The organism is Rhodomicrobium lacus (assembly GCF_003992725.1).
GTDB lineage: Bacteria > Pseudomonadota > Alphaproteobacteria > Rhizobiales > Rhodomicrobiaceae > Rhodomicrobium > Rhodomicrobium lacus.
This window is the reverse complement of the sequence record NZ_RZNF01000012.1, coordinates 1,128,102-1,154,602: the sequence shown is the minus strand read 5'-3', so window position 1 is coordinate 1,154,602 and position 26,501 is coordinate 1,128,102. Positions and strand designations below refer to the sequence as shown.

The window sequence follows — 26,501 nt, the reverse complement described above, 5'->3', positions numbered from 1 at the left end:
GCCTTGTCAAGCCGACGCTTGGACGGGGATCAACGCCCCCGCAAAGCTAACGCTGGCACGGCTGCGACGAAGAACAGCGCGGCGAGCGCGAGCACGATGGACGGTCCTGCCGCCGTGTCGAGCCTCAACGAAAGAAGCAGCCCACCTGCCACCGATGCCGCCGCCGCCAGCGCCGCCAGCGCCGCCATCTGTTCGGGCGTCTTCGCGAAGGGCCGTGCCACCGCCGCCGGGAAGATCATCAGTGAGGTGATGAGCAGGATGCCGATCACCTTCATGGCGAGCGCCACCGTCACAGCGATAAGCAGGATGAACGCGGTTTCGGTGCGCCGCACGCGCACCCCCTCGGCGGCGGCGAGTTCCTCATGCACGGTCAGCGCGAGCAACGGCCGCCATAGCAGCGTCAGCGCCGCGAGCACCGCCGCCGCGCCGCCCCAGATCCAGAAGACGTCTTCCTTCGACACGGCGAGGATGTCGCCGAACAGGTAGCCCATCAGGTCGAGCCGCGCGCCGCTCACGAAGTTTGCCGCGATCAGGCCGGAGGCCAGCGCGACATGCGCGAGGATGCCGAGCAGCGTGTCGTAAGGAATTGCGCGTTGCGTTTGCAGGCCGGACAAAAGCAGCGCCATGGCGATGGCGGTCACGATCACGCCGAGCGTCAGGTCCACGCCGAGAAGGAAGCCCAGCGCCACGCCGAGCAGGCCCGAATAGGCAACCGTCTCGCCGAAATAGGCCATGCGCCGCCATACGACGAAGCAGCCGAGCGGTGCGGCCAACACAGCCGCGCCGAGACCGGCGAGCACGGCACGCGCCACGAAATCATCGAGCATGGGTCTCGTTCCGAAAGAGGGTTACGCTGGGGGAGGAGCGGCTTCTGGCGGTGCGTTGTGGTTCCCGCCGCAGACGTCGCCGGAAAGCGAATGCGAGTGATCATGCCGGTGCCCGTAGATGCCGAGGCTGGCGGCGGCTTCCGGGCCGAACAGACGCATATATTCAGGATGCGCGGCCACATGCTGCGGCACGCCCTCGCAGCAGATATGACGGTTGAGGCACACGACGCGGTCGCTGGCGCCGAGCACGACATGCAGATCGTGCGAAATGAGAAGCACGCCGCAGCGACGACGGGCGCGGATCGCGGCGATGAGGTCGTAGAGTTGCGCAGCGCCTGCGAAATCGACCGCGCGCGCCGGTTCGTCCAGTACGAGCAAATCGGGCGCGCGGGCCAGGGCGCGGGCCAGAAGCACGCGCTGGAATTCGCCGCCCGAAAGGTCGGTCATCTGCGCGTCGGTTAGCGAGGCCGCGCCCGTCTCGGCCAGACATTCCAGCGCGCGTTCCTTCGAGACGCCGGTGTTCAAATGCATGAAGCGCCGCACGGACAGCGGCATGATCCGCTCGACGGGGAAGCGCTGGGGCACGTAGCCCACGGTGAGCCCGGTGCGGCGAAGTACGTGGCCGGAAGTCGGCGCGGCCAGACCCAGCAACACGCGCGCGAGCGTGGTCTTGCCCGCACCGTTCGGACCGATGAGCGTGACGATTTCGCCTTCATGCAAGGCGATGCTGACGTTCTCAAGCACCGGCTTTCCGTGGAAGGAGATCGAGACATCATCCGCCTGAAGCAGCGCCGAGCTGGAGGTGGGGAGCGCGTGATCCCGCGCAACATCGGTGGCGCGCGTCAGCACGTGGACGCTCCCTTTTTCGCGCAGTCGGAGCAGAGGCCGCTCGCTTCCACAACGGTCTGCCGTATCAGGAAGCCGGTCGCTTCGGCTGCCGTGCCGATGGCGTGAAAGGCATCCGGTGCGGCTGTCTCGATGACGCGGTTGCACGCTTCGCAGACAAGCGTGATCGTGTGGGCCGCGCATTCGTGATCCGCCATGCAGGCAAAAAAGGCATTGCGGCTTTCGAGGCGATGCACGAGGCCCGCAGACTGAAGCACCTCCAGAATTCGATAAATCGAAACAGGGGCGACACGCTTGCCGTTTTTCGCCAGAACATCGATGAGGTCGTAGGCGCTCACCGGCTTGTGGCTCGTTGCCACCTCGACGAAAACCTGCTCGCGCAACGCCGTCCACTTGATGCCTTGCTCCTGACAACGCGCCCTGGCGCGGCTGAGCGCCGTGTGCAGGCAGACGCCATGGTCGTGATCGTGCGGCGGAAAGGCGGGAAAAGGCGTGCTCATGTGAAACATGTAACGTTATAACGTTAAAGACGCAATGTCATGCGAGCCCTCTGCGGCGTTCCGCGACGTCGGCTGTCTGCGTCGGTGAAGCAATTGCCTGTTTTTGCGCCATTTCGGCGGATTGACACTTTTGTGTGCGCCAGCACAAACGCAGCTGGACCCATTTCCCAGGCCGCGTGTTGCCAATGTTAAAGCGCGAAATCACGAATTCAGGAAAGTCTTACGTAATGAAAATCGCACAAATTGCGCCTCTCGCCGAAAGCTGCCCGCCGAAGCTTTACGGCGGGACTGAACGAATTGTGTCTTATATGACAGAAGAACTTGTCCGGCAGGGTCACGATGTAACGCTTTTCGCCAGCGGCGATTCCAAGACATCAGCAGAACTCGTGGCATGCTCTGAGATGGGGCTTCGTCTCAACCCAAATGTGCAAGATCCCCTGCCGCATCAAATGGCGATGCTCGAACATGTAAGGCAACGTGCGGACGAGTTCGATATTCTTCACTTTCATATCGATCTTCTGCAATTTCCGATGATTTCTTCCTTCGCCGACAAGACAGTGACTACCCTTCATGGCCGTCTAGACCTTCCCGATCTGCGGCCGTTCTATTCAGCTTTTCGAAATGTGCCGCTTTCTTCGATTTCCTATGACCAACGGACTCCGGTGCCGTCCTGCGTGCGCTGGGCAGGCAACGTCTATCATGGGCTGCCGCGCGATCTGCTTGCTTTTTCACCCGAGCCGAAGGGCGGTTATCTCGCGTTTCTCGGCCGCATATCGCCGGAGAAGCGACCCGACCGCGCAATCGAAATCGCCGCGCGTTCCGGCATGCCGCTGAAGATCGCGGCGAAGGTCGACAAGCATGACTATGAGTACTGGAAACAGAAGATCGAGCCGATGGTGAAGGCGACACCGCATGTCGAGTATATCGGCGAGATCAACGAGGAGCAGAAGGCTGCGTTTCTCGGAAATGCGACGGCCTTGCTGTTCCCGATCGATTGGCCCGAGCCTTTCGGCCTTGTCATGATCGAGGCGATGGCCTGCGGCACTCCGGTGATCGCATTCCGCTGCGGCTCGGTGCCGGAAGTCGTGGACGATGGCGTAAGCGGTTACGTGGTCGATAGCATCGATGAAGCCCTGAGAGCGATTTCGCGCCTCCCCGGTCTCGACCGCGCGGGCGTTCGCGGTGCGTTCGAGGCGCGTTTCACCGCGGAGCGCATGGCGAAGAATTACATCAGGATGTATCAGTCGCTCATCGGGATCACGCACCACGAGAGCGATCACCCGCGCCGCGTCAACGGGCACAATCTCGGCATGGAATTCCGGATGTAAAACCAGCGCTTGGAGAGAGGCGGCGCGATCCGTGTCGCCTTCCGCTTCTCACGCGCGGTGATAAGGGTGGCCCTGAAGGATCGTCATGGCGCGGTAGAGCTGTTCAGCCAGTACGATACGCACGAGCCCGTGGGGCAGCGTCATCTTGCCGAGCGAAAGCTTGAAATGGGCGGCGTTTTTCAGCGCCTCGCCGTGTCCGTCAGGCCCGCCGATGGCGAAGGCCACATCAAGCGCCTCGTCGCGCAGACGCGACACCATCGCCGTGAATTCATAGGAGGTAAGAGACTGGCCGCCCTCGTCCAGGGCGACGAGGCGTGCCCCACTCACGCGCTTGAGAAGCTCGTGCGCTTCGGCTTCCTTGCGTTCGGCCGCGCTTTCGCTTCGCCCTTCGGACGTTTCGAAAACCGCCATCGGCCCCATGGCGAGGTTGCGCGCCGACGCATTGAACAGATCGAAATAGCGGTTGAACTGCGTTTGCTCAGCACCGCTTTTGAGCCGTCCGACGGCCAGAATGGATATCTTCATCCGGCCGCCCGCCGATGTGAGAGCCCGAAGGCTGTGCTAGTCCGCGTCGCGCTTCGGCCGGTCCGACGTCCACATCTTCTCGATGTTGTAGAATTCGCGCGCTTCCGGACGGAAAACGTGCACGATAACGTCGCCCGCATCGATAAGAACCCAGTCGCAGAGAGGCATCCCTTCGACACGTGTATCGCGGACGCCCGCTTCCTTCAACTTTTCGATGAGTTGATCGGCGATGGCGCCCACGTGACGCTGTGAACGCCCCGATGCCACGATCATGTAATCCGCGATGGAAGTCTTGCCCTCGACATCGATCGTGACGATGTCGACAGCCTTGGCGTCCTCAAGCGCGTCCACGACAAGATGGGCGAGGGATGCGGGAACCGCGACGGCGCTATTGGCGTGGCGCGGGCGGAGTTCTGCGAACTCCTGTTTCTGCGCGTTTGGCGTCAGCTTCAAAACCCTTCTACAAATGCTCCGGTCAGATTGCAGGGCATTCCGAGTCCGTAATGTGCATTAGATTTGTCGAATTTTCAAGACAGTCTCGGGAAATCGCAGCCGCGAGCATGACCTTCACAGTTCGGATCCGTGTCGCAGCGCCCCATCAGGCGGTTTGCACGGGCGCGGCGGGCGGAATGCCGCTCTCTGCCGCCGGTGAAGACTCCGGTTGAGGCTCCGCCTTTCGCTTCCGTCTCACGCCGAAACCCCTCAGCAGACTTTCCGCGCCATCGCGAAAGCGCTCGAAGCCGTGCATGATGGACTCGCCCCGCCGCAAGCGCTTGTCGAGCGCCGCCATGGTCTTGGCGAGACCAAGATCGTCGTCGTCGATCCAGACGCGGAACACGCGCCCGTAAATGCCGAGCAGCCCCTGCACGCGCACCAGCCCCGTGCCGCCCTCGCCGGACAGGCCCGCCGCCGCCAGCATCCAGTATTGGGACTTCAGCGCGGGGCGAAATTGCTGGAGCGCTTCGCCGGGCGTCGCGTCCTCGCTGATGCGCCGGATGGCGAGCTTGTACGGCTGCATCACCTCGAACCGGGTCAGGAGCACGTCGAAAAGCCGGTCGCGCGCGGCGTCCGGGCCGGGGGCGGGAAACTTTTCGAGCACGGCCAGATCGACCGCACGCACGAAGGCGGCGAGGATCTGCGCCTTGCTCTGAAATTCCTTGCGAAATTCGATCAGGGGGATCTGCGCCTCTGCCGCGATCTCGCCAAGGCTCAGATCGCGCCAGCCGCGTGTTTCGGCAAGCTTAAGCGCCGCCTTGATGATGCGGTCGCGATGAGTATATCCGTCAAGCATGGTCGCGCCTCGTGAGCGGTTCATAATAGGCTGATATCGCCTTGCATCCTGCAACCTTCAACGCCGGTCAGTCCTTTTGCCACTCCATGATGTGAAGCCACGGCGCCCTGATATAGCGCTCCATGCGTGCGGGATCGCCAGCGATCGGCGCGGGCTCATCGAAATGGACGAGACGCAGGCCGCTTGCCAAAAGAAGCTGCATGTACCGGCTCATGGGGCGATGCCAGTTTCGCACGGCGATACCGCGCCAGTTCACCCACTCGTCGCGCTCTTCCAAATAGCGGTCCATTGCATAGCGAGACGTTCCGTCGTCAAGCGTGCGCCAGCCTCCAGCCGTGCTGAAGCTGTTGAGATTTGCAATGAGCAATGAGCCGCGCGGTTTCAAAACTCTTGCCATTTCGGCGATGGCCGCCTCGATCCCGTCGATGTCGATCAGCGTCAGATAGGAAACGACGAGATCGAAGCTCCGATCCTCAAACGGTAATTCCTCGGCCCTGGCGTCGAGATAACGTCCACTCGGATCGCGAGACTGCGCCGCCTCCCTCAGAGCGGCACTCGGTTCGATACCTGTTGTTTCGATGCCCTCTGACTTCAGCATCCGGCAAAAACGACCTTCGCCGCCTCCAATGTCGAGCGCATTTTTTAAGCGGCGCCCACGGATGCGAGCCATCATCGGCGCATCGAGGACATGCTCCCGCGAATAGTCCCCTCGCTCGCCCATGTCCGCGATCCACGCAAGCGCCGAGGCATCCCAACCGTTATCTCGTGCGTCCATCGCCGTCCTCTTTTCGTCGATCAGTCGCTAACTTTTTTCAGCGCGACGGACAACGCGAAGTCCGTGACAGGTGCTCGGCGCAGGAATGTGTTGCACGCCCCATCCTTCGTGGGGCTGTGGCCGAGCCTGGCCATCAGCGGTTCGAGCCGCGCATCGTGAACGCCGAGCTGCCGCAGATGCTGCACCGTATTCACGACGTAATCGATGTTCGGCCCGGAACGCCCGACGCTGCGCCGCACGATCGCCGCCTGCCGTTCGAGTGGCAGCAACCCGGTATATTGCCGGTGATGGCGGTCCATGATGAAGCACAGCGCGAGCACCGTGCGGCCGCTTCCGTCGATCAGTCTCACGGGACGTTTCACCGCGGCGTAGACGTTGTTCATGTTCTCGCGGCGCTTCAGATAGTGGCGCGTGTCCAGATCGAGGCGGGGCGGAACCCTGAAGGCCATGCCTTCGCACCGGCCGCCCTTGTCGAGACCGAGCACAAGGCCCGGCGCCGATCTCGTTCCACGGTGAATGAAGGAATAGCAGCAGAGTTCGCGATGGGCGCCTTCGAGCAGCGCGCGCGAGGATTCCTCGTAAACGAAGCCGGGCCGCCACATCAGCGAGCCGTAACCGAAAATCCAGAGGTCCAAAATCTCGATCCGTCGGGCGGGATGCCCGCGCCGCGCCTCTTACACCGCCGTGCCGCGCGACGCAAAGATTTCCGCTCGGGTCGTTCCGCGGCTACCCTTTCTTCGCCGGGGGCGTGCGGCCGAAGTTCGGGGCAGGGCTTTCCTGCCCCGCGTCGATGATGCTGCGGCGGATGGCGCGGGTCCGCGTGAACTTCTCGAACAGTTCGTCGCCCTCGCCCCAGCGGATGTGACGCTGCATGGCCGCAAGATCTTCCGTGAAGCGGCCGAGAATTTCGAGCACGGCTTCCTTGTTGTTCATGAAGATGTCGCGCCACATCGTGGGGTCCGATGCCGCGATGCGGGTAAAGTCGCGGAAGCCGGACGCCGAAAACTTGATGACTTCGCTCTTTTTTTCTTCTTCGAGGTCCGCCACCGTGCCCACGATGTTGTAGGCGATCAGATGCGGAAGGTGCGAGGTGATGGCGAGCACGAGGTCGTGATGCTTCGGCTCCATGAGTTCGACAAGCGCGCCGCACGCTTCCCAGAACGCCTTGAGCTTCGCAATGGCGGTTTCGTCGGCGTCCGGCAGCGGCGTGAGAATGGTCCAGCGCCCGTCGAACAGCTCGGCAAAACCCGATTCCGGGCCGGAAAACTCGGTGCCCGCGATGGGATGGCCGGGGATGAAATGCACATGCGGCGGCAGATGCGGGGCGACCGCGTCGACCACCGCCTGCTTGACGGAACCCGCGTCGGAGAGGATTGCGCCCTGCTTCAGATGGGGGGCGATTTCCTGCGCCAGCGCCTCGAACGTGCCGACCGGCGTGCAGAGGATCACGAGATCCGCGCCCTTCACCGCGTCGGCCGCATGCGCGAAGACGTCGTCCGCGAGGCGCAGGCGCTTCACGGTCTCGCGCGTGGCTTCGGTGCGGGCGGAAGCCGTGATCGTGCGCGCGAGACGGGCGCGGCGCATCGCATGGCTCAGCGATGAGCCGATGAGGCCCACGCCGATCAGCGCGACACGCTCGAACATGGGCGCGTCCGTCATCGTTCGGTGAACTCATGCAGCGCGGCGAGCACCGCGAGGTTCTCTTCCTCCAGCCCGATTGTCATGCGCAAGGCATGCGGAAGCCCGTAAGCGCCGACCTGACGCAGGATGATGCGCCGCTCGTTCAGGAACGCATCGGCGTCCTGCGCGGTGCGCCCCGGCTCGGAGCCGAACGGGATGAGCACGAAATTGCCCGCGCTGGCGCGCACGTCGAAGCCCATCTTGCGAAACTGAAGCGTGACGATATCGCGCCAGGTTTCGTTATGCGCCTTGGCGGCTTCGAGGCGGGCCTTGTCGGCGAGCGCGGCGATGGCCGCTTCCATTGAGGGCTGCGCGAGGTTGAACGGGCTGCGGATGCGGTTCAACGCATCCACGATAGCGGCGGGCGCATAGGCCCAGCCGACGCGAGCGGACGCAAGACCGAATATCTTCGAGAACGTTCGCGTCATGATGGTGTTCGACGTGGTCGCCACCATCTCGATGCCCGCTTCGTAATCGTTGCGGTTCACATATTCGGCATACGCTCCGTCGAGCACGAGCAGCACGCTTTCCGGCAAAGCGGCGCGCAGGCGGCGGATCTCCTGATGCGGCAGATAAGTGCCGGTCGGGTTGTTCGGGTTCGCGATGAAAACGGCTTTCGTGCGGGACGTGACGCGTTCGAGGATCGAATCGACGCTCGCGGTAAGGTTTTCCTCAGGCGCGACGACCGGCTGCGCGCCCGCCGCGAGAATCGCGATTCGGTACACGAGAAAGCCGTGTTCGGTGTAGATCGCTTCGTCGCCGGGGCCGAGATAGGCCTGCGCCAGAATGTGGAACAGCTCGTCCGAGCCGTTGCCGCAGATGATCTGCGCCGGGTTCAGCCCGTAGGAAGCGCCGATGGCCTCGCGAAGCGCCGTGCATGCGCCATCGGGATAGCGGTCGAGATGGCTCGCTGCGGCGCGGTAAGCTTCGACCGCATGCGGCGAAGGGCCGAGCGGCGTTTCATTCGACGACAGCTTGATGACCGGACCTGCGCCCGCGAGCTTCGACCGACCCGGAACATACGGATCGATGGCGAGCACGCCGGACCGGGGGCTTGGAGCCTCTCCGCGAACCACCTGTTTTCTCCTTGGAAGGGGCGTTGTGATGCGCGCTTATAGACCCAACTTGCGGCAGGCGACAATATGTGGTGGCAGGCCCGCTTCAAAACGTTGCGATGGCCGCGGGGGAAACAGGCGCCGCGCCGATCAAAAACGGCGTCGAGATACAAGGTGCAGCCGGGATGAGCTATCATTCAAACGAAACGGCCTCCGCATGGGGAGGCCGTGCTCTCGCAGAGCTTCTAAGTGCCCGAGGCCATTGCCGTTTCGGGCATCCCGCCTGTCTCTGACAGGTGGTTTAATCCGGGTGAACCGGACATTTGTAAGGCTAGCACCGGGACAGGGACGCCCGCAAGCAGGGTGCGGCGAAGAGTGTCGCCGAAGGTAATTTCGAGGTGATCGCATGAGCTATGATGAAAAAACAATCGCGGCGCGGCTTGAGGCGGAGCTGCCGGGCTGGACCTACGCGCATGATTATATCCGGCGTGTGTACGTGACAAAAAAGTGGGGCTCCACCCTGGCACTCGCCAACGCCATCGGCTGGCTCGCCGAGGCCGCGCAGCATCATCCCGACTTGCTGCTGACCTATGGCTCGCTTGAGCTTCGCCTGCAGACGCATGACGCGGGTGGCGTCACGGAAAAGGATTTCGCGCTGGCGAAAAAGATAGAGGAAATCGCCTCGTGGCGTGGCGAGGAGCGATGACGGGGCTGTCGATAAAAAACGCGGCGCCCGAAGGGACGCCGCGCCGCAGGTGACCGTTGAAAAAGCGATGGATCAGGCGAAGTCGCCGCCGTCGTCGCCGAAGCCCCAGCTGTCGTCGCCGCCGCCGCTGTTGTCGGCGTAGTCTGACTGCGGGAAGCTTTCGCCAGCGTCCGCTGCCGCTTCGGGATTAGCCGCCGCCGCCGCCTGCGTGACTGCGCTGTCATGTCCGAACATCGAGCTGATGCCCGAAAAGAGCAGCGCGCCGCCTGCTACGCCGACTGCCGTCGTGGCAGCGTTGCGAAGGAAGCCGCCCTGCTGCTGCGGCTGGACCGCGGGGCCACCTTGATAGCCATAGGGCTGCTGGCCGTACCCCTGCTGCCGGGGAGCGCCCCAGGGGTTGCGCGAGGGTTGCGGTTGTGGCTGCGCGCCACCGCCGAAAAGGCCGCCAAGGAAGCCGCCGGACTGGCGCGGCGCGGACGCCTCGGCCACCTGACGCTGTAAATCCTGCATCTGCGCTTCCGCGTTCTTCAGCGCAAACTCCTGCATGATTACCGTCTGCGCGAGGATATAGACCGTGTCCGGACGCTCCTGAACCAGACGGCGCAGGAACTCGTCCGCCTCATGGTCTTTCTGTTGCGCGGGAACGCTGCGCACGCGCTGGGCAAGTTCGCCAAGAAGACGCTGTTCTTCGGGTGTCATCGAGAGTGCCTCCGGTTTTGGTGCGAAGCGGTCGACGAGAAGGGCTCCCCTTGCGGAACCCCTTTCCGTCGCTTCGCGCCGCCTCCCTGATTTGAGAGGCGATTCAGGTGTCAGATAGGAGTTCAAAGGCGCCTTGAAAGATGGCAAAACCACGAAAAATTGATGAAGAAGTTCGGGCGGATTTCCGGCGCTGGCAGGAACTGGACTTTATCGCCGAAACGATACGTAGGGTGGCAGTTCACGCATGTGCGCAACGCCTCATTTTGAGGCATTCGCATCTTAATGAAGCCTCTTTCGGGCAGAGGCGTCTACCGGAGATCCTAACGCTGGAAAAATTTCGCCAAGGTAATTTTGATGGACTACAACCTGGATTGAGAATTATTACATTTTCGTGACTGTTCTTTTCGTCGTTGTGAAGCGATATTTATCAATGTCAATTGTAATTATTTGAGGACACGCCGGAAAAAGCGCGCGATAGCGGTTGCTTCCGGCCGTGTGTTTTCCTATATTCGCCGTATCGATTTGGCCGGACGATTTGGGCCGTTTCGCCTCGCCTTTCGCGCTAGGCCACGTGTTCCTACCTCTCCATCCATCGACTACCCGTCGCGTGGCTCGGCTGCGTGGCAGATTTCTATCTAGCGAAAGGACATACCCATGAGCAACGTGGGCGTCGTGAAATGGTACAACAGCCAAAAGGGCTATGGTTTCATTCAGCCTGATGACGGCGGCAAGGACGTTTTCGTTCACGTCAGCGCTCTGGAGCGCGCCGGTCTCCGCGGCCTCGTCGAGGGCCAGAAGGTTTCTTTTGAAATCCAGACGGACCGCCGCACCGGCAAGACCTCGGCGGGTAATCTGCAGGTCGCTTAAAGACCAGTATTTTTTGAGGAGCGCGGGAAACCGCGCTCTTTTTTATTCCATTTCTGCTGCGCTTAGGTTTCGCAGCGCCAGCATGCCTTAACCACAGTGTTGGTTTTGACCCGGCGTGCGTGCCTTATTCCATCTCTTCCGAAGGTAGTGCTTTTCAATCGCCCTGCCGATGCTTATTATTTAAGCGTCGGGCGGGGATGCGCGGGTTTCGGCATCCTGTTTGCATAGGGGACATCATCAGTTCCGGATTGGGCAACGGGTTCAGCATTGGATCAATCTCCAAATCAGACGTTTAATTCTTCTCCATGCGGCTGGACCCCCTTCCATTGGCAATCTCACGTCCGACATAAAATCTGGGCACTCTCGACCGAGCTCGTGGCGATGAAGTGTCCGCCGAGCAGCCTTGCCGGGTCCATTTACCCTGGCCCTCTTGGGGCAGAGAGAAGGGGCATGGGGTTCCTCACGCTCACTCCAAGACTTATCTCCAACGAAGATCAGCGGGGTCGCGATGTCGACTGATTTGTTTGACACCTATGCGCGCGGTTTCGAGGCAAGACGCGAAACCGTTATGAGTCTGGCGGAGTATCTTAAGGGGTGCAAGACGGATCCGCTCATGTACGCCTCTCCGCATGAGAGGCTGCTCGCCGCCATCGGCGAGCCGGAGATGGTGGACACTTCGAAGGATTCCCGTCTCGGCCGCATATTCATGAACCGGACCATCCGGGTTTATCCGGCTTTCGCCGAGTTCTACGGCATGGAAGAGACGATCGAGCGGATCGTCGCCTTTTTCCGTCAGGGTGCTCAGGGCCTTGAGGAGCGCAAGCAGATCCTCTATCTGCTCGGGCCGGTCGGCGGCGGCAAGTCTTCGCTCGCCGAGCGCATCAAGGCGCTGATGGAGCAGAAGCCGATCTACGTTCTGAAGGCCGGCGACGAGTTGTCCCCGATCTTCGAAAGCCCGCTCTGCCTGTTCGACCGCGAAGCGATGGGCGACCGAATCGAGGCTGAATACGGCATTCCGAAGCGCCGCCTTACTGGCCTTATGAGCCCATGGTGCCTGAAGCGGCTCGACGAATTCGGCGGCGACATCACCAAGTTCAAGGTCGCGAAGATCACGCCGTCGCGGCTTCGCCAGATCGGTATCGCGAAGACCGAGCCGGGCGACGAGAACAATCAGGACGTTTCCTCTCTCGTGGGCAAGGTGGACATCCGCCGCCTCGAACTGCTCGCCCAGAACGATCCGGATGCCTATTCCTATTCCGGCGGTCTGAACCGCGCGAACCAGGGCGTGCTCGAATTCGTCGAAATGTTCAAGGCGCCGATCAAGATGCTGCATCCGCTCCTGACGGCGACGCAGGACGGCAATTATGTCGGCTCCGAAAACATCGGCTCGATCCCGTTCAACGGCATCATCATGGCGCACTCGAACGAAGCCGAGTGGCGCAGCTTCAAGAACAACAAGACGAACGAAGCCTTTATCGACCGTATCTACGTGATCAAGGTTCCGTACTGCCTGCGTGTCCAAGAAGAAGAAAAGATCTACGACAAGCTCATCCGGTCGTCGGAACTGGCAAATGCGCCATGCGCGCCCGGTACGCTCGGAATGCTGGCGCGCTTCTCGGTGCTGTCGCGTCTCAAGCCGCACGAGAATTCGAGCCTTTACGCGAAGATGCGCGTCTATGACGGTGAAAGCCTGAAAGAGGTCGATCCGAAGGCGCGCACCATGCAGGAATACCGCGATCATGCGGGCGTGGACGAAGGCATGGACGGCATCTCGACGCGCTTCGCGTTCAAGACGCTGTCGGCCACCTACAACCACGATACGCAGGAAGTGGGCGCCGATCCGGTGCATCTCATGTATGTGCTGGAACAGGCCATCCGCCGCGAGCAATACCCCGATGACATCGAAAGCTCGTATATCGAGTTCATAAAGACGGAACTCGGTCCCCGTTATGCTGAGTTCATCGGGAACGAGATCCAGAAAGCCTATCTCGAATCCTATCACGACTACGGCCAGAACCTGTTCGACAGGTATGTTGCCTATGCCGATGCCTGGATCGAGGATCAGGATTTCAAGGACGCCGACACCGGGCAACTCCTGAATCGCGAGCTTCTCAATCAGGAGCTTTCGAAGATCGAGAAGCCGGCCGGCATCGCGAACCCGAAGGACTTCCGCAACGAGGTCGTCAAGTTTACACTGAGGGCGCGAGCGCAGCGCGGTGGCAAGAACCCGAGTTGGACGAGTTACGAGAAGATTCGGGAAGTCATCGAGCGGCGCATGTTCAGCCAGGTGGAAGACCTGCTTCCTGTGATCAGCTTCGGTTCGAAGAAGGACGGCGAAACCGAGAAGAAGCACAGCGAGTTCGTCGAGCGGATGGTGGCGCGAGGCTACACCGAGCGTCAGGTTCGCAGACTGGTGGAATGGTACATGCGCGTTAGACAGGCGGGCTAGGCTACGAAACGTGTACATCATTGATCGGCGTCGCGATGCGAGCGGCAAGAGTATAGGCAACAGGCAGCGGTTCATCCGCCGCGCTCGGGCGCTTGTCCGGCACGCGGTGCGGGAAGCCTCGAAGGACCGCAAGATCACGGACACGGGCAAGGGCGGCGAAATCGTCGTCCCCGTGGACGGTGTGCACGAGCCTTCGCTGCGCCGAAGCAGCAAGGGTGGCAGTCGCGAATATCTTCTGCCGGGTAACAAGTCCTATATCGAGGGCGACAGCATCGAGCGGCCGCCCTCGGGCGGCGGCAAGGGCGGCGCCAGCGCGGACGGAAGCGGCGAGGACGAATTTCGCTTCGCGCTTTCGGATGAGGAGTTCATCGACCTCTTCCTTGAAGACCTGGAACTTCCCGATCTCGCCAAGCGTCAGGTCATGGGCGAAGGCAAGGAGCAACCGCGCCGCGCGGGATACCGGTCATCCGGCCCGCCGGCGTCGCTCTCGATCCAGCAGACGATGCGCAAGAGCCTCGCCCGCCGGATAGCGCTGAGGCGTCCCAAGGTAGAGGAGATCGCCGAACTCGAAGCGCAGCTCAAGCAGCTTGAAACGGAAGGCGGCAACGAGGACAAAATCCTCGAAATCCGCGAAGCGTTGAAAAGGCAGGCGAAGCGGTCCATCGCGATTCCATTCATCGATCCCGTCGATGTGCGCTATCGCCGTTTCGAGATGGAGCCGAAACCCGTCGCCCAGGCGGTCATGTTCTGCCTGATGGATGTGTCCGGCTCCATGGACGAGCATCTGAAGGATCTTGCGAAGCGCTTCTACAGCCTTCTCTACCTGTTCCTCAGCCGTCGTTATCGCTACGTGGAGGTGGTGTTCATCCGCCATACCCACGAGGCGAAAGAGGTTGACGAGGACACGTTCTTCCACGCCCGCGAGACGGGCGGCACCGTTGTGTCGACCGCGCTCGAAGAAATGATCAGGGTGGTGCACGACCGTTTCCCGCCGGGCGTCTGGAACATCTACGCCGCACAGGCTTCGGATGGCGACAATCTGCCGATCGACAACGAAAAGACGGTATCGCTCCTCAAGACGTCGATCCTGCCGCTTTGCCAGTATTACGCTTATATCGAGGTTGGCCGCGAGCCGGAGGAGCGCCGCCGCTCGGTCGAGCCGCCGAGCACGCTCTGGCGGGCCTATGATATGATCCTCTCGCCGAAACTGCCCATGGCGATGCGAAAAGTTCGCGACCGCCGCGACATCTATCCTGTCTTCCGGGAGTTGTTTGAACGGAAGAGCAACGCAGCAACCACGGGGGCCTGATGACGACGGTAACGGCAGGCAGGGACGGTCCGCTTCTGTACAAGGATAGCGACTGGGATTTCGACACTCTGTCGCGCATCTATGACGGGGTGGCGGAGATAGGCGACGAACTCAAGCTCGATATCTATCGGCCGCGGATCGAAGTCATCACGACCGAGCAGATGCTCGACGCCTACGCCTCCACCGGCATGCCGCTTTTCTACAGACACTGGTCCTTCGGCAAGCAGTTCGTGCGCAACGAAACCCTCTACCGCAAGGGCTGGCAGGGCCTCGCCTACGAAATCGTCATCAACTCCAACCCGTGTGTCGTGTATCTCCTCGAAGAGAACACCGCCACCATGCAGACGCTGGTGCTGGCGCACGCGGCATACGGGCACAACCACTTTTTCAAGAACAATTACGTTTTCAAGCAGTGGACCGACGCCGACGGCATCCTCGATTATCTGGCGTTCGCGAAGAATTTCATCGCGGATTGCGAGGACAAATACGGTCAGGCCGAGGTCGAGCGCGTGCTCGACGCTGCGCACGCTCTGCAAAATCAGGGCATTCACCGCTATCCCGGCAAGCGGCAGATGGATCTGCGCTCCGAGCAGAAACGCGAACGCGAGCGGCGCGAGCACGGCGAACGGCTGTTCAACGATCTCTGGAGAACGGTGCCGGAAACGCCCGGCGGCAAGGCGAAGAAACGCGCCACCGAGCGCGACCGTCGCCGCGCGCTTCTCGGTCTGCCCGAGGAGAACGTGCTTTACTTCCTTGAAAAGACGGCGCCCCGCCTGAAGCCGTGGCAGCGTGAAGTGATCCGTATCGTCCGGCTCATCTCCCAATATTTCTATCCGCAGCGCCAGACGAAGATGATGAACGAGGGCTGCGCAACCTACACCCACTACGAGATCATGCAGCGGCTCTATGATCGCGGTCGCATCACGGAGGGGGCCTACCTCGAATTCCTGCACTCGCACACGAACGTCGTTGCGCAGCCGGACTTCGACGACCGCCGCTATTACGGCCTGAATCCGTATGCGCTCGGCTTCACGATGATGAAGGATATCGAGCGCATGTGCGTGGACCCGACCGCGGAAGACCGCGCATGGTTCCCGGACATCGCCGGAAATGGCGATCCGATCGAGACGCTGAAGGACATCTGGGCGAACTATCGCGACGAGAGCTTCGTCTCGCAGTTCCTCAGCCCTGCCGTCATCCGCAAGATGGGCCTCTTCCTTGTGACGGACGACGCCAGCGAAAAGGACCTTTCAGTCGACGCCATCCACGACGAGCGCGGCTATATGCGTGTTCGCCGTGCGCTGGCGCGGCATTACGACGTCTCGCGCCACGATCCCGACATCCAGATCGTGGACGTGGACCTTGAAGGCGACCGACGCCTCGAACTGCGCCATAATGTGGTCGACGGGGTCATGCTGGAGGAGGAGGACGCCGAGCGCGTGCTGCAGCACCTCGCCAATTTGTGGGGCTACGAGGTTCATCTGACGGAAGCAAACGACAAGGGCGACATCTCCACCAGGCACACGGCGGAGCCGGTGCATCCGTTCGTTTAGCGAGTTTTCAGGCAGGGGCGTTAAGGTGCCCGGAAACGCACCCAACCTTGATGCACCTGCCGAAAAATCATGCCTTTCGAAATCGAGCGAAAATTTCTTGTCGTCAACGATGGCTGGCGGGCGGAAGCCGACGGCGGTTCAATGATCCGTCAAGCCTATCTGGCGAACACCGGCAAGCTTTCGCTTCGCATACGCACCCGCGAAAATAAAGCGACCCTCACACTCAAATCCGCTGGCGTGGGCATCCGGCGCCAGGAATTCGAATATGACATCCCCCTCGATCACGCGGCGGCTCTCATGGCGCTTCGCGAAGGCTCGGTCATCGAAAAGCGGCGGCATCTTCTGCCCTGGCACGGCCTGATCCTGGAAATCGACGTGTTTCACGGCGACAACGAAGGTCTCGTGGTTGCCGAAATCGAACTGCCGCACGAAGATCACCGCTTTCCGCTGCCGTCATGGATCGGAGCAGACGTCAGCGGCGACCCTCGCTATTCGAATGCGAGCCTCTGCAAGCGGCCATTTTCGCGGTGGGGAGCGCTTCCGGCGTGGGAAAGCTCCTCAAATCCGGAAATTTGATCGGGCGTCGGACAATCCACGCTGATATCAGTCGAGCGGAGAAAAGTGCGATCCGGCAAAAACTTAAGTGCCGCGATGAGACGGCGCCCATTCCTTCCGTGGCGATGACGGCGCCTTGTCGGATTTTCATCTCCCGGTCATTCTCGATGGACAGCATTCGCGAATACCAAGGGAGGACCAGCATGGACCCGAGAACCACAGCGCTCGTGCTCATCGAATATCAGAACGACTTCGTGAAACCGGGCGGCGCGAATTACGAGGGCGTCAAGGGCGTGATGGAGAGCACGAACATGCTTGCCAATACGCTCGCGACCGTCGAAGAGGCGCGGGCCCGCGGCGCGACCATCATGCATGCCGCGATCAGCTTCGCGGAAGGATATCCGGAAATCCCGTCGAACCCTTACGGCATTCTCGCCGGCATCGTGGCGGGGCAAGCCTTTCGCAAGGGCACCTGGGGCGCGGAAATCATCGAGGAACTGACGCCGCAGCCGGGCGATATCGTCATCGAGGGCAAGCGCGGCCTCGACTGCTTCGCCAGCACCAATCTCGATTTCGTGTTGCGCCAGCGCGGCGTGACGAACGTCGTGCTTGCGGGCTTCCTCACCAATTGCTGCGTGGAAAGCACCATGCGCTCGGCTTATGAGCGCGGGTTCCATGTCGTCACTCTCACCGACTGCACGGCGGCGCTGAGCGAGGAAGAGCAGCGCGTCGCGACGACGAAGGACTTCGCGCTGTTCTCGCGCCCGCTCACGCATGATGCGTTTCTTGCGGAGCTTGGCGCTTAACGCCCGCTCAGGAATTCGGCGATGACGGGGATGAGCCGCGCCGAGAGCGGCCTGTCGGGTTCGGCATATGTTTTGATGTTCGCCGCCCGATCCGGCGGCGAATCTTTCAGAACGTGGTTCATCCCCTCGATAATCGCCATCTTCGCATCCGGCCGGGCCTTCGCAAGGCGCTCGGCGTCGGCGGTCTCGATCTGGACGTCTGTCGTGCCTTGCACGATGAGGACGCGGCATCGCGCCTTGGCGAGTTCGGCCACCGGATCGAGGCGGAGAAGCGAGATGAGGTAGGGTTGCACGCTCGGTCGATAGAGCGCGAAAAGCTCCGGCGGAACGGCTTCAACACCCTCGCCGCGCTGGAGTTTTGCCGAGATCGTCCGCGACGCGGCGCGAAGGGCCTCCGGAGTGCCTGCCTTTGCCAACTGCCGGTCGAGCAGTTCTGCAAACGGGACGCCCGGTCCGGCGATCAGAACGAGCGCCGAAACGTCGGCGCGCTGTGCCGCAAGCGTCGCCACCAGCGCCCCCTCGCTATGGCCGAGCACCGCCACTGACGAAATTCCATCCTGCGAGCGAAGAAGACCGATCCAGCGGACCGCATCTTCGACATATGTATCGAAGCGCAAGTCTTCCTCTCGCGGGGCAGCGGCGCGGCTTTCGGCCACGCCGCGCTTGTCGATGCGCAGCGACGCGATCCCCTGATCCGCCAGACCTGTCGCCACCATTTTGAGGCTGTTGTTCGGCATGCCGGGGATGTTGCCGTTGCGGTCGACCGGGCCGGAACCCGGCAGGATGAGAACGGCGGTTGACGGTTTTCCTTCAGGCAGGATTATCGTGCCATGAAGTTCGCCGAGCGCGACGCCGCGCTCGGACCACGCCGACGCATCTGCCGTCAGAAGCGCCAGCGCCGCTGCCGCGCATAGCGATATCCATTTCATCGAATTGCCCCCGCGTTGGCCGCTCCGATATTACCGGATTGCTGTTCGGCGAGCACGAAGGGAAATCGGTTTCTACAGCGTCGTGCCGCAAAATCGCACGCCGCACGACGCTGTAGATGTGTTTGTCGATCAGCCTGTCGGCGTCAGATCGATGCCGATTCAACGCGCGACGCTAGTGGAGCGAATTTCACATTTGAGTCCCGGTGGCTGCGCGCTCTCGCTCAAATGTCAAAATTCAAAAGCTCCACTAGAATCATCATGTTGCTAGTGGTCCTTTCGATTCCACATTTGCTCGCAAGCGTGCTGCAAGCGGATGCAAATGTCGGAATCGGACCACTAGCGGCGCTCCTCGCGGCGTTCTTCCCTGCGCTCCTCGCGCTGGGCCTTCCGGGCGCCTTCCACTACATCGCCGGTCTTGGCGTCGACCTTCACCTTGGACTTCAACCCCTCGGGATCGATCACTTCGAGTTCGTAGAGCCACTTGCCGCCCTTGCGGTCGATTTCGGCTTCGATCACCTCGCCGACGACCTTGTCTTTCGAGATCACGAGGATGTCGGAGAGCGACTTGATGTCTCCCTGCTTGATGCCCTGATGGATCTCCCGCCGGGAGTCATCGTCCTTTGCGAAGGCGTTGGGCGAAGCAAGCAAGGCTGCTGATGTTGCGACGGAAAAAGCTACGGCAGCAGATCGGAACGGGTTACGCATTCTTCGTTTCCTTTGACCGTTGATATATCGCCGAAATTGGAACAACGAGTTCCGAAATTGAGCGACTGATACTCAAAAAAACACGGCGCGAAGAAAGGCATGCCTGCAAAAATCTGTACTGCCTGGCAAGTCTTCTGGTTCGCGGCCGCGCGGTAAGGCAGAACAGCGCAGGCTTGTGAAAGTTTCCCGTTTTCCCAATTCTCTAGCATTACCTGCTGTCCAAGTTAATAATGGCAAACCCATTTCTGTTGACACAATACAAACGCGCGCTTATGCGTCGTCGCGGGACACTTCCCCCCACCGGGAAGCAACTATCTGAAAGGGTAGACCGCTATGACGGCCACCAAGCCTGCCGCGCGCCCCAATGTCGCGCATTTCTCCTCCGGCCCTTGCGCCAAGCGCCCCGGCTATTCCCTCGAAAACCTCAAGACCGCGGAACTGGGTCGGTCGCACCGCTCGAAGCCCGGCAAGGCCAAGCTGAAGCTCGCGATCGACAAGACGCGCGCAATCCTCGGTGTGCCGCAGGATTATCTCATCGGCATCGTCGCCGCTTCCGATACCGGCGCGTTTGAAATGGCCATGTGGTCGGCTCTCGGCGCCCGTGGCATTGACGTGTTCGCCTGGGAAAGCTTCGGCAAGGACTGGGTCACGGACATCACGAAGCAGCTCAAGCTGAAGGATGTGCGCGTGTTCGACGCGCCCTATGGCGAGCTTCCCGACCTCGGCCAGGCCGATTTCCGCAACGACGTCGTCTTCACCTGGAACGGCACCACATCGGGCGTCCGCGTTCCGAGCGGCGACTTCATTCCCGACAATCGCGAAGGTCTCACATTCTGCGACGCCACTTCGGCGGCATTCGCGCAGGATCTCGACTGGTCGAAGCTCGATGTCGTCACCTTCTCCTGGCAGAAGGTGCTTGGCGGCGAAGGGCAGCACGGCATTCTGATCCTGTCTCCGCGCGCCGTCGAACGCCTCGAAAGCTACACGCCGGTGTGGCCGATGCCGAAGCTATTCCGCATGACGAAGGGCGGCAAGCTCAACCGCGAGATCTTCGAAGGCTCCACCATCAACACGCCGTCCATGCTCTGCGTCGAAGACTATCTCGACGCGCTGAACTGGGCGGAAAGTCTCGGCGGCCTCAAGGCGCTTCAGGCGCGCTCCAACGCGAACTTCAAGGTGCTCGCCGACTGGGTCGAGAAGACGCCGTGGGTCGACTTCCTCGCCACCGTGCCGTCCACGCGCTCCAACACCAGCGTGTGCCTCAAGATCGTCGATCCCGAGATCGCGACCCCGGAGGCTCAGGCCGCCGTCGCCAAGGACATCGCCTCCACGCTCGAAAAGGAAGGCGCTGCGCTCGACATCGGTGCTTATCGCGATGCGCCTGCCGGGCTTCGCATCTGGGCGGGCGCGACCGTCGAGGCGTCGGACCTCGAAGCGCTCCTGCCGTGGCTCGACTGGGCTTTCGCCAACGCGAAGGCCAAGGTCGCCGCTTAAGGTTCATCCTCTGTCATGGCCGGGCTCGACCCGGCCATCCAGCGGCGGAACCTCCAGAGCCCGCGACCTGGATTGACGGGTCAATCCCGCGATGACACACCGTTTCTGTCTCTGGACGTTTTCAGGAGACACACCATGACTGCGCCTCGCGTGCTTGTCGCTGACAAGCTTTCTCCCGCCGCCGCTGAAATCTTCAAGAATCGCGGCATCGAAGTCGATACCAAGATCGGCCTCGACAAGGACCAACTCGCCGAAATCATCGGCAATTACGACGGTCTCGCCATCCGCTCCGCGACGAAGGTCACCGAAAAGGTGCTCGCCGCCGCCGAACGTCTGAAAGTGGTGGGCCGCGCGGGCATCGGCGTCGATAACGTGGACGTGCCCGCCGCCACCGCGCGCGGCGTCATCGTCATGAACACGCCGTTCGGCAACTCCATCACCACCGCAGAGCATGCCATTTCGCTGCTGACGGCGCTCGCCCGCCAGATCCCGGAAGCGGACCGCTCCACGCACGCGGGCAAGTGGGAAAAGTCGAAGTTCATGGGCGTCGAAATCACGTCCAAGACACTCGGCATCATCGGCTGCGGCAATATCGGCTCCATCGTTGCGGATCGCGCGCAGGGCCTTCGCATGAAGGTCATCGCGTTCGACCCCTTCCTGACGGAAGAGCGCGCGCTCGACCTCGGCGTCGAGCGCGTCACGCTTGAGGAACTGTTCCGCCGCGCGGACTTCATCACGCTGCACACGCCGCTGACGGAAAAGACGAAGAACATCATCAACGCCGAGTCCATCGACACGATGAAGAAGGGCGTGCGCATCATCAATTGCGCCCGTGGCGGCCTCATCGTCGAACAGGCGCTGGCGGATGCCATCAAGGCGGGTCATGTGGCCGGTGCGGCGCTCGACGTGTTCGAGGTGGAACCCGCGAAAGAGAACGTGCTGTTCAATCTGCCGAACGTGATCGCCACGCCGCATCTCGGCGCGAGCACGTCGGAAGCGCAGGAGAACGTCGCGCTTCAGGTGGCCGAGCAGATGGCGGATTACCTTCTCACCGGCGCGATTTCTAATGCCGTCAACTTCCCGTCGATCACGGCGGAAGAAGCGCCGAAGCTGAAGCCGTTCGTGAAGCTCGCCGAACTGCTCGGCTCTTTTGCCGGCCAGCTCACCGAAGCCGCGCCGAACTTCATCCGCCTCGAATATGCGGGCGATGTTGCCGACATGAACACGCGCGCGCTGACCTCCGCGGCGATCTCGGGCGTTCTGCGCCACTTCCTGCACGTCAACATGGTGTCGGGTCCGGCGGTCGCGAAGGAACGCGGCATCAAGGTCGAGGAAACGAAGCGCGGTCAGGAAGGCGCCTACGAAACCTATATCCGCGTGACGCTGAAGACCGAGAAGCAGGAAATTTCCATCGCCGGAACGGTGTTCTCCGATGGCAAGCCGCGCGTCATCCAGATCAATCACGTTCCCATGGACGCCGAGTTCGCGCCAAACATGCTGTTCACGGTGAACGCCGACAAGCCGGGCCACATCGGCGCGCTCGGCACGCTGCTCGGCAATGAGGGTGTCAACATTGCGACGTTCAACCTCGGCCGCGAAGCGCAGGGCGGCAAGGCGATGGCGCTCGTCACCGTCGACGAGCCGGTGAGCGATGCGACCATCGAGAAGGCGCTGGCGTTGCCGCACGTCGTGCGCGCCGCGCGCCTCAGCTTCTAGATGATCCGCGTCAGATCGGGCTCGATTTGACGCGGAGAAGCTGATCGACAAGCACGACTTGCAGCGTCCGATTTACCGCACGACGCTGTAAGCCAGCGCTCGTTACTGCGCTCGCATCTTCTTCAGATAGCTGTCCCGCGAACGACGTTCGCGGGATTTTTTTTGCACCCGTTTTTCCCCCCGACCCCAAAAAGGGCAGCCAAACGTTCGGCAAGCGCGGAAGACCTGCGCATCAGGACTGCAACCCCTTTTATTTCGTTTGGTATCCTCAAGGCCGAGCTTGTTCGAGGAACGAGTCCTGGCTTCGACTCGTTTGTGTTTGCGGGGCAAAGACGCGAACTTTTCCCGCTCAGACTCGACTTTTTGCCAATATTGCCCTGCACACAAAAGGATCATGCTGCGCTGCAACCAAGGACAGAAAACCTTCGGGTTGCCGCTGCAAGGAGCAGAATATGAGTGAGGTGATTGCATTCAAGCAATCCGCGTCCTCCACCTCAGGGGAGGGCCTGAAGGACCTGTATGAGGTCGGCGAAATCCCGCCGCTCGGCCATGTCCCCGAAAAGATGTACGCATGGGCGATCCGCCGCGAGCGCCACGGGCCGCCGGAAGATGCCATGCAGATGGAAGTCGTGCCGACCTGGAAGCTCGACAGCCACGACGTGCTCATTCTCGTGATGGCCGCGGGTGTGAACTATAATGGCGTGTGGGCCGCGCTCGGAACCCCGATTTCCACGTTCGACGTCCACAAGGCGCCGTTCCATGTCGCCGGTTCCGATGCGTCGGGCATCGTCTGGGCCGTGGGCTCTAAGGTGAAGCGCTGGAAGGTCGGCGACGAAGTCGTTGTGCACTGCAACCAGGACGACGGCGACGACGAGGAGTGTAACGGCGGAGACCCGATGTTCTCGCCGTCCCAGCGCATCTGGGGCTATGAAACGCCGGACGGCAGCTTCGCGCAGTTCGCGCGCGTTCAGGATCGCCAGCTCATGGCGCGCCCGAAGCACCTCACCTGGGAAGAAAGCGCGTGCTACACCCTGACGCTCGCGACCGCCTACCGCATGCTGTTCGGCCATCGCCCTCACGTGCTGCGCCCCGGTCATAATGTACTCGTCTGGGGCGCTTCGGGCGGCCTCGGCTCGTTCGCGGTGCAGCTCTGCGCGGCGTCCGGCGCGAACGCCATCGGTGTGGTGTCCGAGGACGACAAGCGCGACTTCGTCATGCAACTCGGTGCAAAAGGAACGATCAACCGCAAGGACTTCAAGTGCTGGGGCCAGATGCCCAAGGTGAACACGCCCGAATATGCGGAGTGGTTCAAGGAAGTCAGGAAGTTCGGCGCAGCGATCTGGGAGCATACCGGCAAGGGTAACAACGTCGATTTCGTCTTCGAGCACCCGGGCGAATCCACGATTCCGGTGTCCGTGTTCGTCGTGAAGCGCGGCGGCATGGTGGTGATCTGCGCGGGCACGACGGGCTATAATCTCACGCTCGACGCGCGTTATCTCTGGATGCACCAGAAGCGCTTGCAGGGATCGCACTTCGCCAATCTGTTGCAGGCGAGCCAGGCTAACAAACTCATGATTGAGCGGCGAATTGACCCGTGCATGAGTGAAGTTTTTCCGTGGACCGACATACCGAAAGCGCATATGCGCATGTGGAAGAACGAGCATCGGCCGGGTAATATGGCGGTACTCGTCAGCGCTCCGCATACGGGTTTGCGTACATTCGAGGATGCGATCGAGGCATCCAAAGCGCGGTTCGGTTGACGACCCGGCTTCGTTCTGACTCCGAGTCCACGGAAAAAGAACTGGAGCCAGACATGACGCGAGCATCCGACGACCTACAAAAGGCGTTGAGCAGCCTTAACGCGGCTGCTTACGCCGAGCTTGGAGCGCAGGCCGACGCGGCCGGGCGCGCCATCAACGATCTTGCCGACGCGGTGGGCGCGGATATCGCGAATGCCAGCGAAAGCGCGCCGTCGAGCTTTGCGTCGGCGCTCGAACTCACGCGCGTTGCGATCGAACTCGATCTGCACGGCAACCCCTTTTATCTTGCCTCGAAGAAGCTCGATGCCGTGCGCGCTTTCCTGCCTGCGTCCGGCGACACGCCCGCTGCATCCGCGCCTGTCCTTGAGGCGACTGAGGCTGTGCCCTCCGAGAAGGTCAGAGAAGAAGGCGTCGAAGAAGATGTTTCCGCGTCGGCGGAAAATGACCCGGCGGAAGCCGGTGCCGTCGAGTCCGCACCCGAATCGCAGCCTGAAGCAGCGAGCGACGATGCCGAATCGTCAGCCGCTCCCGTCGCGCGGGTTCCAGCCGATGACGTCGCCGTCGCAAGCTGGCAGCCGCTTCCCGAGGGCCCGAGCTTCGATGCCCTTTCCGCCGCTTCGAAGGCGCGGGTCGAGGACGTGGCGAAAAGCTACGGCATTCAGACTGTCCATCATCACGAGGCGCCCGCGCATCTCCACGAAAACGTGGCGGCTGCGCATTCCGAAAGCGTCATCGACGAAGCCGACGCTCCCTCGATGCCCGACAGCGCTCCCGCGGAGCCGGTGATCGGCGGTCCTGTGGAAGCGACGGAACGGCCTGCCGCTTCCGAATCCGAAGGCTCATCCGACGAGGCTTCCGCACCCGCGCCTGCCCTCGATACGAGCGCCACGGAGCCGCGGGCTGTTTCCTTCGACGATCTCGCGGGAGAGGCGACAGCGCGTGTCGAGGAGGTGGCGAAAAGCTACGGTGTCGAAACCGTCCATCATCATGACGCACCCGCCCATCTTCGCGAAAACGTCGCTGCGGCTGAAGAAGCCAAACCCGTGCTTGACGATTCCGCCACGGAGCCGCGCGGTGTCAGCTTCGACGATCTCGCTGCCGAGGCGAAAGGGCGTGTCGATGATGTTGCGGCGGCTCACGGCATCGAGACTGTCCAAAATCAGGACGCGCCGGCCTACCTTCACGACAACGTCGCGATCACGCAGGACAACGAGCCGCAAGGCGAAGCGCCTGCTCCCGCTGCGGAATCGGACGCGGCTCCGGTTGATGGAACCGCCGCCGATCCGAGCATAGAGGGCGTTCTACAGGGCGGCGGGGGCGACGCGTTGGGCGAGGTTCATGCGCGCGTCGAAGATATCGCCGAGCGCCTTGAAAGCACTTCGTCCGAAGAAGCGACCGAACCCCAGGCGTCGCCGGTCGAGCCTGCGGAGACGACCGCTGCTGCGGTGGCCGAAGAGGCGGAGCCTGCGGCGGTCGAGGTCGCTCCTGAAATCGCGCCTGCGGAGCGGGCGGAAAGCGCTTTGTCGGAGGTCGCCGAGCCCGCGCCTGTAGATGTGATTTCGGCGCGCGACGTGGTCGAGGCAACGCACGATCTCGGCTCGCCCGCTGATGTTACTTCCGGGCCGATACAGGAGTACGGCGCGCACGAAACGCCGGTGGAGGCACAGCCGGTGCCCGTATTCGAAGCCACCCAGCCGTCCGAAGAGGCTGCCCCGGCCCAGCCGCAGGAAGCCGCGCCGTATCAGCCCGAAGCCGTGGCGGAAGCGCAACCCGTTCCCGTTTACGAGGCGGCGCAGCCGCAGGAGCCGGCGCCCGCGCAGCCGGATGAGCCTGCGCCCGCGAAGCCCGCCGAGCGGCAGAAGCCACAAGAGCAGAAGACGTTCTTCAGCCTGTGGCTCGACATGGTCTTCGGCAAAAAGAAATAGGCGCCGCCAGGCACACCCCCGGTGAAGCTCAGCGCTTCACCGGGTTCCGCTTCCGCCGTGCATGCCCCGTTCGGATGCATCGAGCGCGTCCGGGGGCGCGCCTTCGATTCTTTGAAAGGCCGATGCCTCAAGCGGCATGGCACCCGTAAGTCATGTCGATTTGCCGCTCGCCCCACCGCGCTCGTGCGCCGGGCCGATTGC

Annotated in this window: 25 protein-coding genes; 12 read left to right on the top strand and 13 right to left on the bottom strand. The window is 61.9% G+C overall.

Annotated features, from left to right (window positions below; translation table 11 throughout):
• Window positions 1-29: 29 nt before the first annotated feature.
• The 3 genes from EK416_RS14850 to EK416_RS14840 are packed head-to-tail and all read right to left on the bottom strand — an operon-like array spanning window position 30 to window position 2,173.
• Complete coding sequence (locus EK416_RS14850; RefSeq protein WP_127078823.1) at window positions 30-827, bottom strand: metal ABC transporter permease; 798 nt, start codon at window positions 825-827, stop codon at window positions 30-32.
• A gap of 21 nt (window positions 828-848) precedes the next feature.
• Window positions 849-1,676, bottom strand: a complete 828-nt coding sequence (locus tag EK416_RS14845) for an ATP-binding cassette domain-containing protein (RefSeq protein WP_127078821.1) — start codon at window positions 1,674-1,676, stop codon at window positions 849-851.
• Entirely contained in the window at window positions 1,670-2,173 is a 504-nt protein-coding gene (locus EK416_RS14840; protein WP_164730044.1) for a Fur family transcriptional regulator, read from the bottom strand. The genes EK416_RS14845 and EK416_RS14840 overlap by 7 nt, the downstream gene beginning before the upstream one ends.
• Before the next feature lie 227 nt (window positions 2,174-2,400).
• Between EK416_RS14840 and EK416_RS14835 the strand changes: the two genes are divergently transcribed.
• The gene (locus EK416_RS14835; protein WP_127078818.1) at window positions 2,401-3,501 is read left to right on the top strand and encodes a glycosyltransferase family 4 protein; all 1,101 of its coding nucleotides are present in this window, start codon (window positions 2,401-2,403) and stop codon (window positions 3,499-3,501) included.
• A 48-nt stretch (window positions 3,502-3,549) separates the two neighbouring features.
• On the opposite strand, the gene rlmH is transcribed toward EK416_RS14835, so the two are convergent.
• The 7 genes from rlmH to hisC form a co-directional block, all read right to left on the bottom strand.
• On the bottom strand, window positions 3,550-4,026 hold the full coding sequence (gene rlmH, locus EK416_RS14830; RefSeq protein WP_127078816.1) for a 23S rRNA (pseudouridine(1915)-N(3))-methyltransferase RlmH: 477 nt from the start codon (window positions 4,024-4,026) through the stop codon (window positions 3,550-3,552).
• Window positions 4,027-4,062: 36 nt separating this feature from the next.
• Entirely contained in the window at window positions 4,063-4,377 is a 315-nt protein-coding gene (rsfS, locus tag EK416_RS14825) for a ribosome silencing factor (RefSeq protein ID WP_425376127.1), read from the bottom strand.
• Window positions 4,378-4,624: 247 nt separating this feature from the next.
• Entirely contained in the window at window positions 4,625-5,317 is a 693-nt protein-coding gene (locus tag EK416_RS14820) for a TetR family transcriptional regulator (RefSeq protein WP_164730043.1), read from the bottom strand.
• Between the two features lie 67 nt (window positions 5,318-5,384).
• Window positions 5,385-6,092, bottom strand: a complete 708-nt coding sequence (locus EK416_RS14815; RefSeq protein WP_127078812.1) for a class I SAM-dependent methyltransferase — start codon at window positions 6,090-6,092, stop codon at window positions 5,385-5,387.
• A gap of 20 nt (window positions 6,093-6,112) precedes the next feature.
• On the bottom strand, window positions 6,113-6,727 hold the full coding sequence (locus EK416_RS14810) for a gamma-glutamylcyclotransferase (RefSeq protein WP_281023885.1): 615 nt from the start codon (window positions 6,725-6,727) through the stop codon (window positions 6,113-6,115).
• Window positions 6,728-6,818: 91 nt separating this feature from the next.
• Window positions 6,819-7,751 (bottom strand): prephenate/arogenate dehydrogenase family protein, encoded by a 933-nt coding sequence (locus EK416_RS14805; protein WP_127078810.1) that lies wholly within the window; start codon window positions 7,749-7,751, stop codon window positions 6,819-6,821.
• Window positions 7,748-8,848, bottom strand: coding sequence for a histidinol-phosphate transaminase (hisC, locus tag EK416_RS14800; RefSeq protein ID WP_127078808.1), 1,101 nt, complete (start codon window positions 8,846-8,848; stop codon window positions 7,748-7,750). The genes EK416_RS14805 and hisC overlap by 4 nt, the downstream gene beginning before the upstream one ends.
• Window positions 8,849-9,233: 385 nt before the next feature.
• Here hisC and EK416_RS14795 point away from each other — a divergent pair, with 385 nt between their 5' ends.
• Window positions 9,234-9,533, top strand: coding sequence for a 4a-hydroxytetrahydrobiopterin dehydratase (locus tag EK416_RS14795; RefSeq protein ID WP_127078806.1), 300 nt, complete (start codon window positions 9,234-9,236; stop codon window positions 9,531-9,533).
• Between the two features lie 72 nt (window positions 9,534-9,605).
• Here the strand turns inward: EK416_RS14795 and EK416_RS14790 are convergent, their stop codons facing one another.
• Entirely contained in the window at window positions 9,606-10,232 is a 627-nt protein-coding gene (locus EK416_RS14790) for a DUF2076 domain-containing protein (RefSeq protein WP_127078804.1), read from the bottom strand.
• A 654-nt stretch (window positions 10,233-10,886) separates the two neighbouring features.
• On the opposite strand from EK416_RS14790, the gene EK416_RS14780 reads away from it, so the two are divergent.
• From EK416_RS14780 to EK416_RS14755, 6 genes are all read left to right on the top strand, one after another.
• A complete protein-coding gene (locus EK416_RS14780) occupies window positions 10,887-11,099 on the top strand; it encodes a cold-shock protein (RefSeq protein WP_127078800.1) in 213 nt (70 codons plus the stop codon).
• A 508-nt stretch (window positions 11,100-11,607) separates the two neighbouring features.
• Window positions 11,608-13,548: a PrkA family serine protein kinase gene (locus EK416_RS14775; protein WP_127078798.1), complete on the top strand. Its 1,941-nt coding sequence runs from the start codon at window positions 11,608-11,610 to the stop codon at window positions 13,546-13,548.
• A 10-nt stretch (window positions 13,549-13,558) separates the two neighbouring features.
• Window positions 13,559-14,857 carry a YeaH/YhbH family protein gene (locus tag EK416_RS14770; RefSeq protein ID WP_127078796.1) on the top strand — a complete coding sequence of 433 codons (1,299 nt, stop codon included), beginning with the start codon at window positions 13,559-13,561 and terminating at the stop codon, window positions 14,855-14,857.
• Complete coding sequence (locus EK416_RS14765; RefSeq protein ID WP_127078794.1) at window positions 14,857-16,410, top strand: SpoVR family protein; 1,554 nt, start codon at window positions 14,857-14,859, stop codon at window positions 16,408-16,410. The genes EK416_RS14770 and EK416_RS14765 overlap by 1 nt, the downstream gene beginning before the upstream one ends.
• A gap of 69 nt (window positions 16,411-16,479) precedes the next feature.
• Window positions 16,480-16,986: a CYTH domain-containing protein gene (locus tag EK416_RS14760; protein WP_127078792.1), complete on the top strand. Its 507-nt coding sequence runs from the start codon at window positions 16,480-16,482 to the stop codon at window positions 16,984-16,986.
• A gap of 182 nt (window positions 16,987-17,168) precedes the next feature.
• Complete coding sequence (locus tag EK416_RS14755) at window positions 17,169-17,771, top strand: cysteine hydrolase family protein (protein ID WP_127078790.1); 603 nt, start codon at window positions 17,169-17,171, stop codon at window positions 17,769-17,771.
• On the opposite strand, the gene EK416_RS14750 is transcribed toward EK416_RS14755, so the two are convergent.
• On the bottom strand, window positions 17,768-18,700 hold the full coding sequence (locus tag EK416_RS14750) for an alpha/beta hydrolase (RefSeq protein ID WP_127078788.1): 933 nt from the start codon (window positions 18,698-18,700) through the stop codon (window positions 17,768-17,770). The genes EK416_RS14755 and EK416_RS14750 overlap by 4 nt on opposite strands.
• Before the next feature lie 336 nt (window positions 18,701-19,036).
• Window positions 19,037-19,405, bottom strand: coding sequence for a PepSY domain-containing protein (locus EK416_RS14745; protein WP_127078786.1), 369 nt, complete (start codon window positions 19,403-19,405; stop codon window positions 19,037-19,039).
• Window positions 19,406-19,738: 333 nt separating this feature from the next.
• Here EK416_RS14745 and EK416_RS14740 point away from each other — a divergent pair, with 333 nt between their 5' ends.
• The 4 genes from EK416_RS14740 (at window position 19,739) to EK416_RS14725 (ending at window position 26,300) form a co-directional block, all read left to right on the top strand.
• Entirely contained in the window at window positions 19,739-20,899 is a 1,161-nt protein-coding gene (locus EK416_RS14740) for a phosphoserine transaminase (RefSeq protein ID WP_127078784.1), read from the top strand.
• A 135-nt stretch (window positions 20,900-21,034) separates the two neighbouring features.
• On the top strand, window positions 21,035-22,615 hold the full coding sequence (gene serA, locus EK416_RS14735) for a phosphoglycerate dehydrogenase (RefSeq protein WP_127078782.1): 1,581 nt from the start codon (window positions 21,035-21,037) through the stop codon (window positions 22,613-22,615).
• A gap of 452 nt (window positions 22,616-23,067) precedes the next feature.
• On the top strand, window positions 23,068-24,375 hold the full coding sequence (ccrA, locus tag EK416_RS14730) for a crotonyl-CoA carboxylase/reductase (protein WP_127078780.1): 1,308 nt from the start codon (window positions 23,068-23,070) through the stop codon (window positions 24,373-24,375).
• A gap of 53 nt (window positions 24,376-24,428) precedes the next feature.
• Window positions 24,429-26,300, top strand: coding sequence for a hypothetical protein (locus EK416_RS14725; protein ID WP_127078777.1), 1,872 nt, complete (start codon window positions 24,429-24,431; stop codon window positions 26,298-26,300).
• The last annotated feature ends 201 nt before the right edge of the window (window positions 26,301-26,501 follow it).

What these genes read in the sequence shown, in the direction of transcription:
- EK416_RS14745 (WP_127078786.1), bottom strand. Translation starts at nt 19,405, where the DNA reads ATGCGTAACCCGTTCCGATCTGCTGCCGTAGCTTTTTCCGTCGCAACA.
- rlmH (WP_127078816.1), bottom strand. Translation starts at nt 4,026, where the DNA reads ATGAAGATATCCATTCTGGCCGTCGGACGGCTCAAAAGCGGTGCTGAG.
- EK416_RS14755 (WP_127078790.1), top strand. Translation starts at nt 17,169, where the DNA reads ATGGACCCGAGAACCACAGCGCTCGTGCTCATCGAATATCAGAACGAC.
- EK416_RS14840 (WP_164730044.1), bottom strand. Translation starts at nt 2,173, where the DNA reads ATGAGCACGCCTTTTCCCGCCTTTCCGCCGCACGATCACGACCATGGC.
- EK416_RS14750 (WP_127078788.1), bottom strand. Translation starts at nt 18,700, where the DNA reads ATGAAATGGATATCGCTATGCGCGGCAGCGGCGCTGGCGCTTCTGACG.
- EK416_RS14740 (WP_127078784.1), top strand. Translation starts at nt 19,739, where the DNA reads ATGACGGCCACCAAGCCTGCCGCGCGCCCCAATGTCGCGCATTTCTCC.
- EK416_RS14760 (WP_127078792.1), top strand. Translation starts at nt 16,480, where the DNA reads ATGCCTTTCGAAATCGAGCGAAAATTTCTTGTCGTCAACGATGGCTGG.
- EK416_RS14850 (WP_127078823.1), bottom strand. Translation starts at nt 827, where the DNA reads ATGCTCGATGATTTCGTGGCGCGTGCCGTGCTCGCCGGTCTCGGCGCG.
- EK416_RS14775 (WP_127078798.1), top strand. Translation starts at nt 11,608, where the DNA reads ATGTCGACTGATTTGTTTGACACCTATGCGCGCGGTTTCGAGGCAAGA.
- EK416_RS14835 (WP_127078818.1), top strand. Translation starts at nt 2,401, where the DNA reads ATGAAAATCGCACAAATTGCGCCTCTCGCCGAAAGCTGCCCGCCGAAG.
- EK416_RS14725 (WP_127078777.1), top strand. Translation starts at nt 24,429, where the DNA reads ATGACGCGAGCATCCGACGACCTACAAAAGGCGTTGAGCAGCCTTAAC.
- EK416_RS14815 (WP_127078812.1), bottom strand. Translation starts at nt 6,092, where the DNA reads ATGGACGCACGAGATAACGGTTGGGATGCCTCGGCGCTTGCGTGGATC.
- EK416_RS14795 (WP_127078806.1), top strand. Translation starts at nt 9,234, where the DNA reads ATGAGCTATGATGAAAAAACAATCGCGGCGCGGCTTGAGGCGGAGCTG.
- EK416_RS14780 (WP_127078800.1), top strand. Translation starts at nt 10,887, where the DNA reads ATGAGCAACGTGGGCGTCGTGAAATGGTACAACAGCCAAAAGGGCTAT.
- EK416_RS14805 (WP_127078810.1), bottom strand. Translation starts at nt 7,751, where the DNA reads ATGACGGACGCGCCCATGTTCGAGCGTGTCGCGCTGATCGGCGTGGGC.
- EK416_RS14820 (WP_164730043.1), bottom strand. Translation starts at nt 5,317, where the DNA reads ATGCTTGACGGATATACTCATCGCGACCGCATCATCAAGGCGGCGCTT.
- serA (WP_127078782.1), top strand. Translation starts at nt 21,035, where the DNA reads ATGACTGCGCCTCGCGTGCTTGTCGCTGACAAGCTTTCTCCCGCCGCC.
- EK416_RS14765 (WP_127078794.1), top strand. Translation starts at nt 14,857, where the DNA reads ATGACGACGGTAACGGCAGGCAGGGACGGTCCGCTTCTGTACAAGGAT.
- ccrA (WP_127078780.1), top strand. Translation starts at nt 23,068, where the DNA reads ATGAGTGAGGTGATTGCATTCAAGCAATCCGCGTCCTCCACCTCAGGG.
- EK416_RS14790 (WP_127078804.1), bottom strand. Translation starts at nt 10,232, where the DNA reads ATGACACCCGAAGAACAGCGTCTTCTTGGCGAACTTGCCCAGCGCGTG.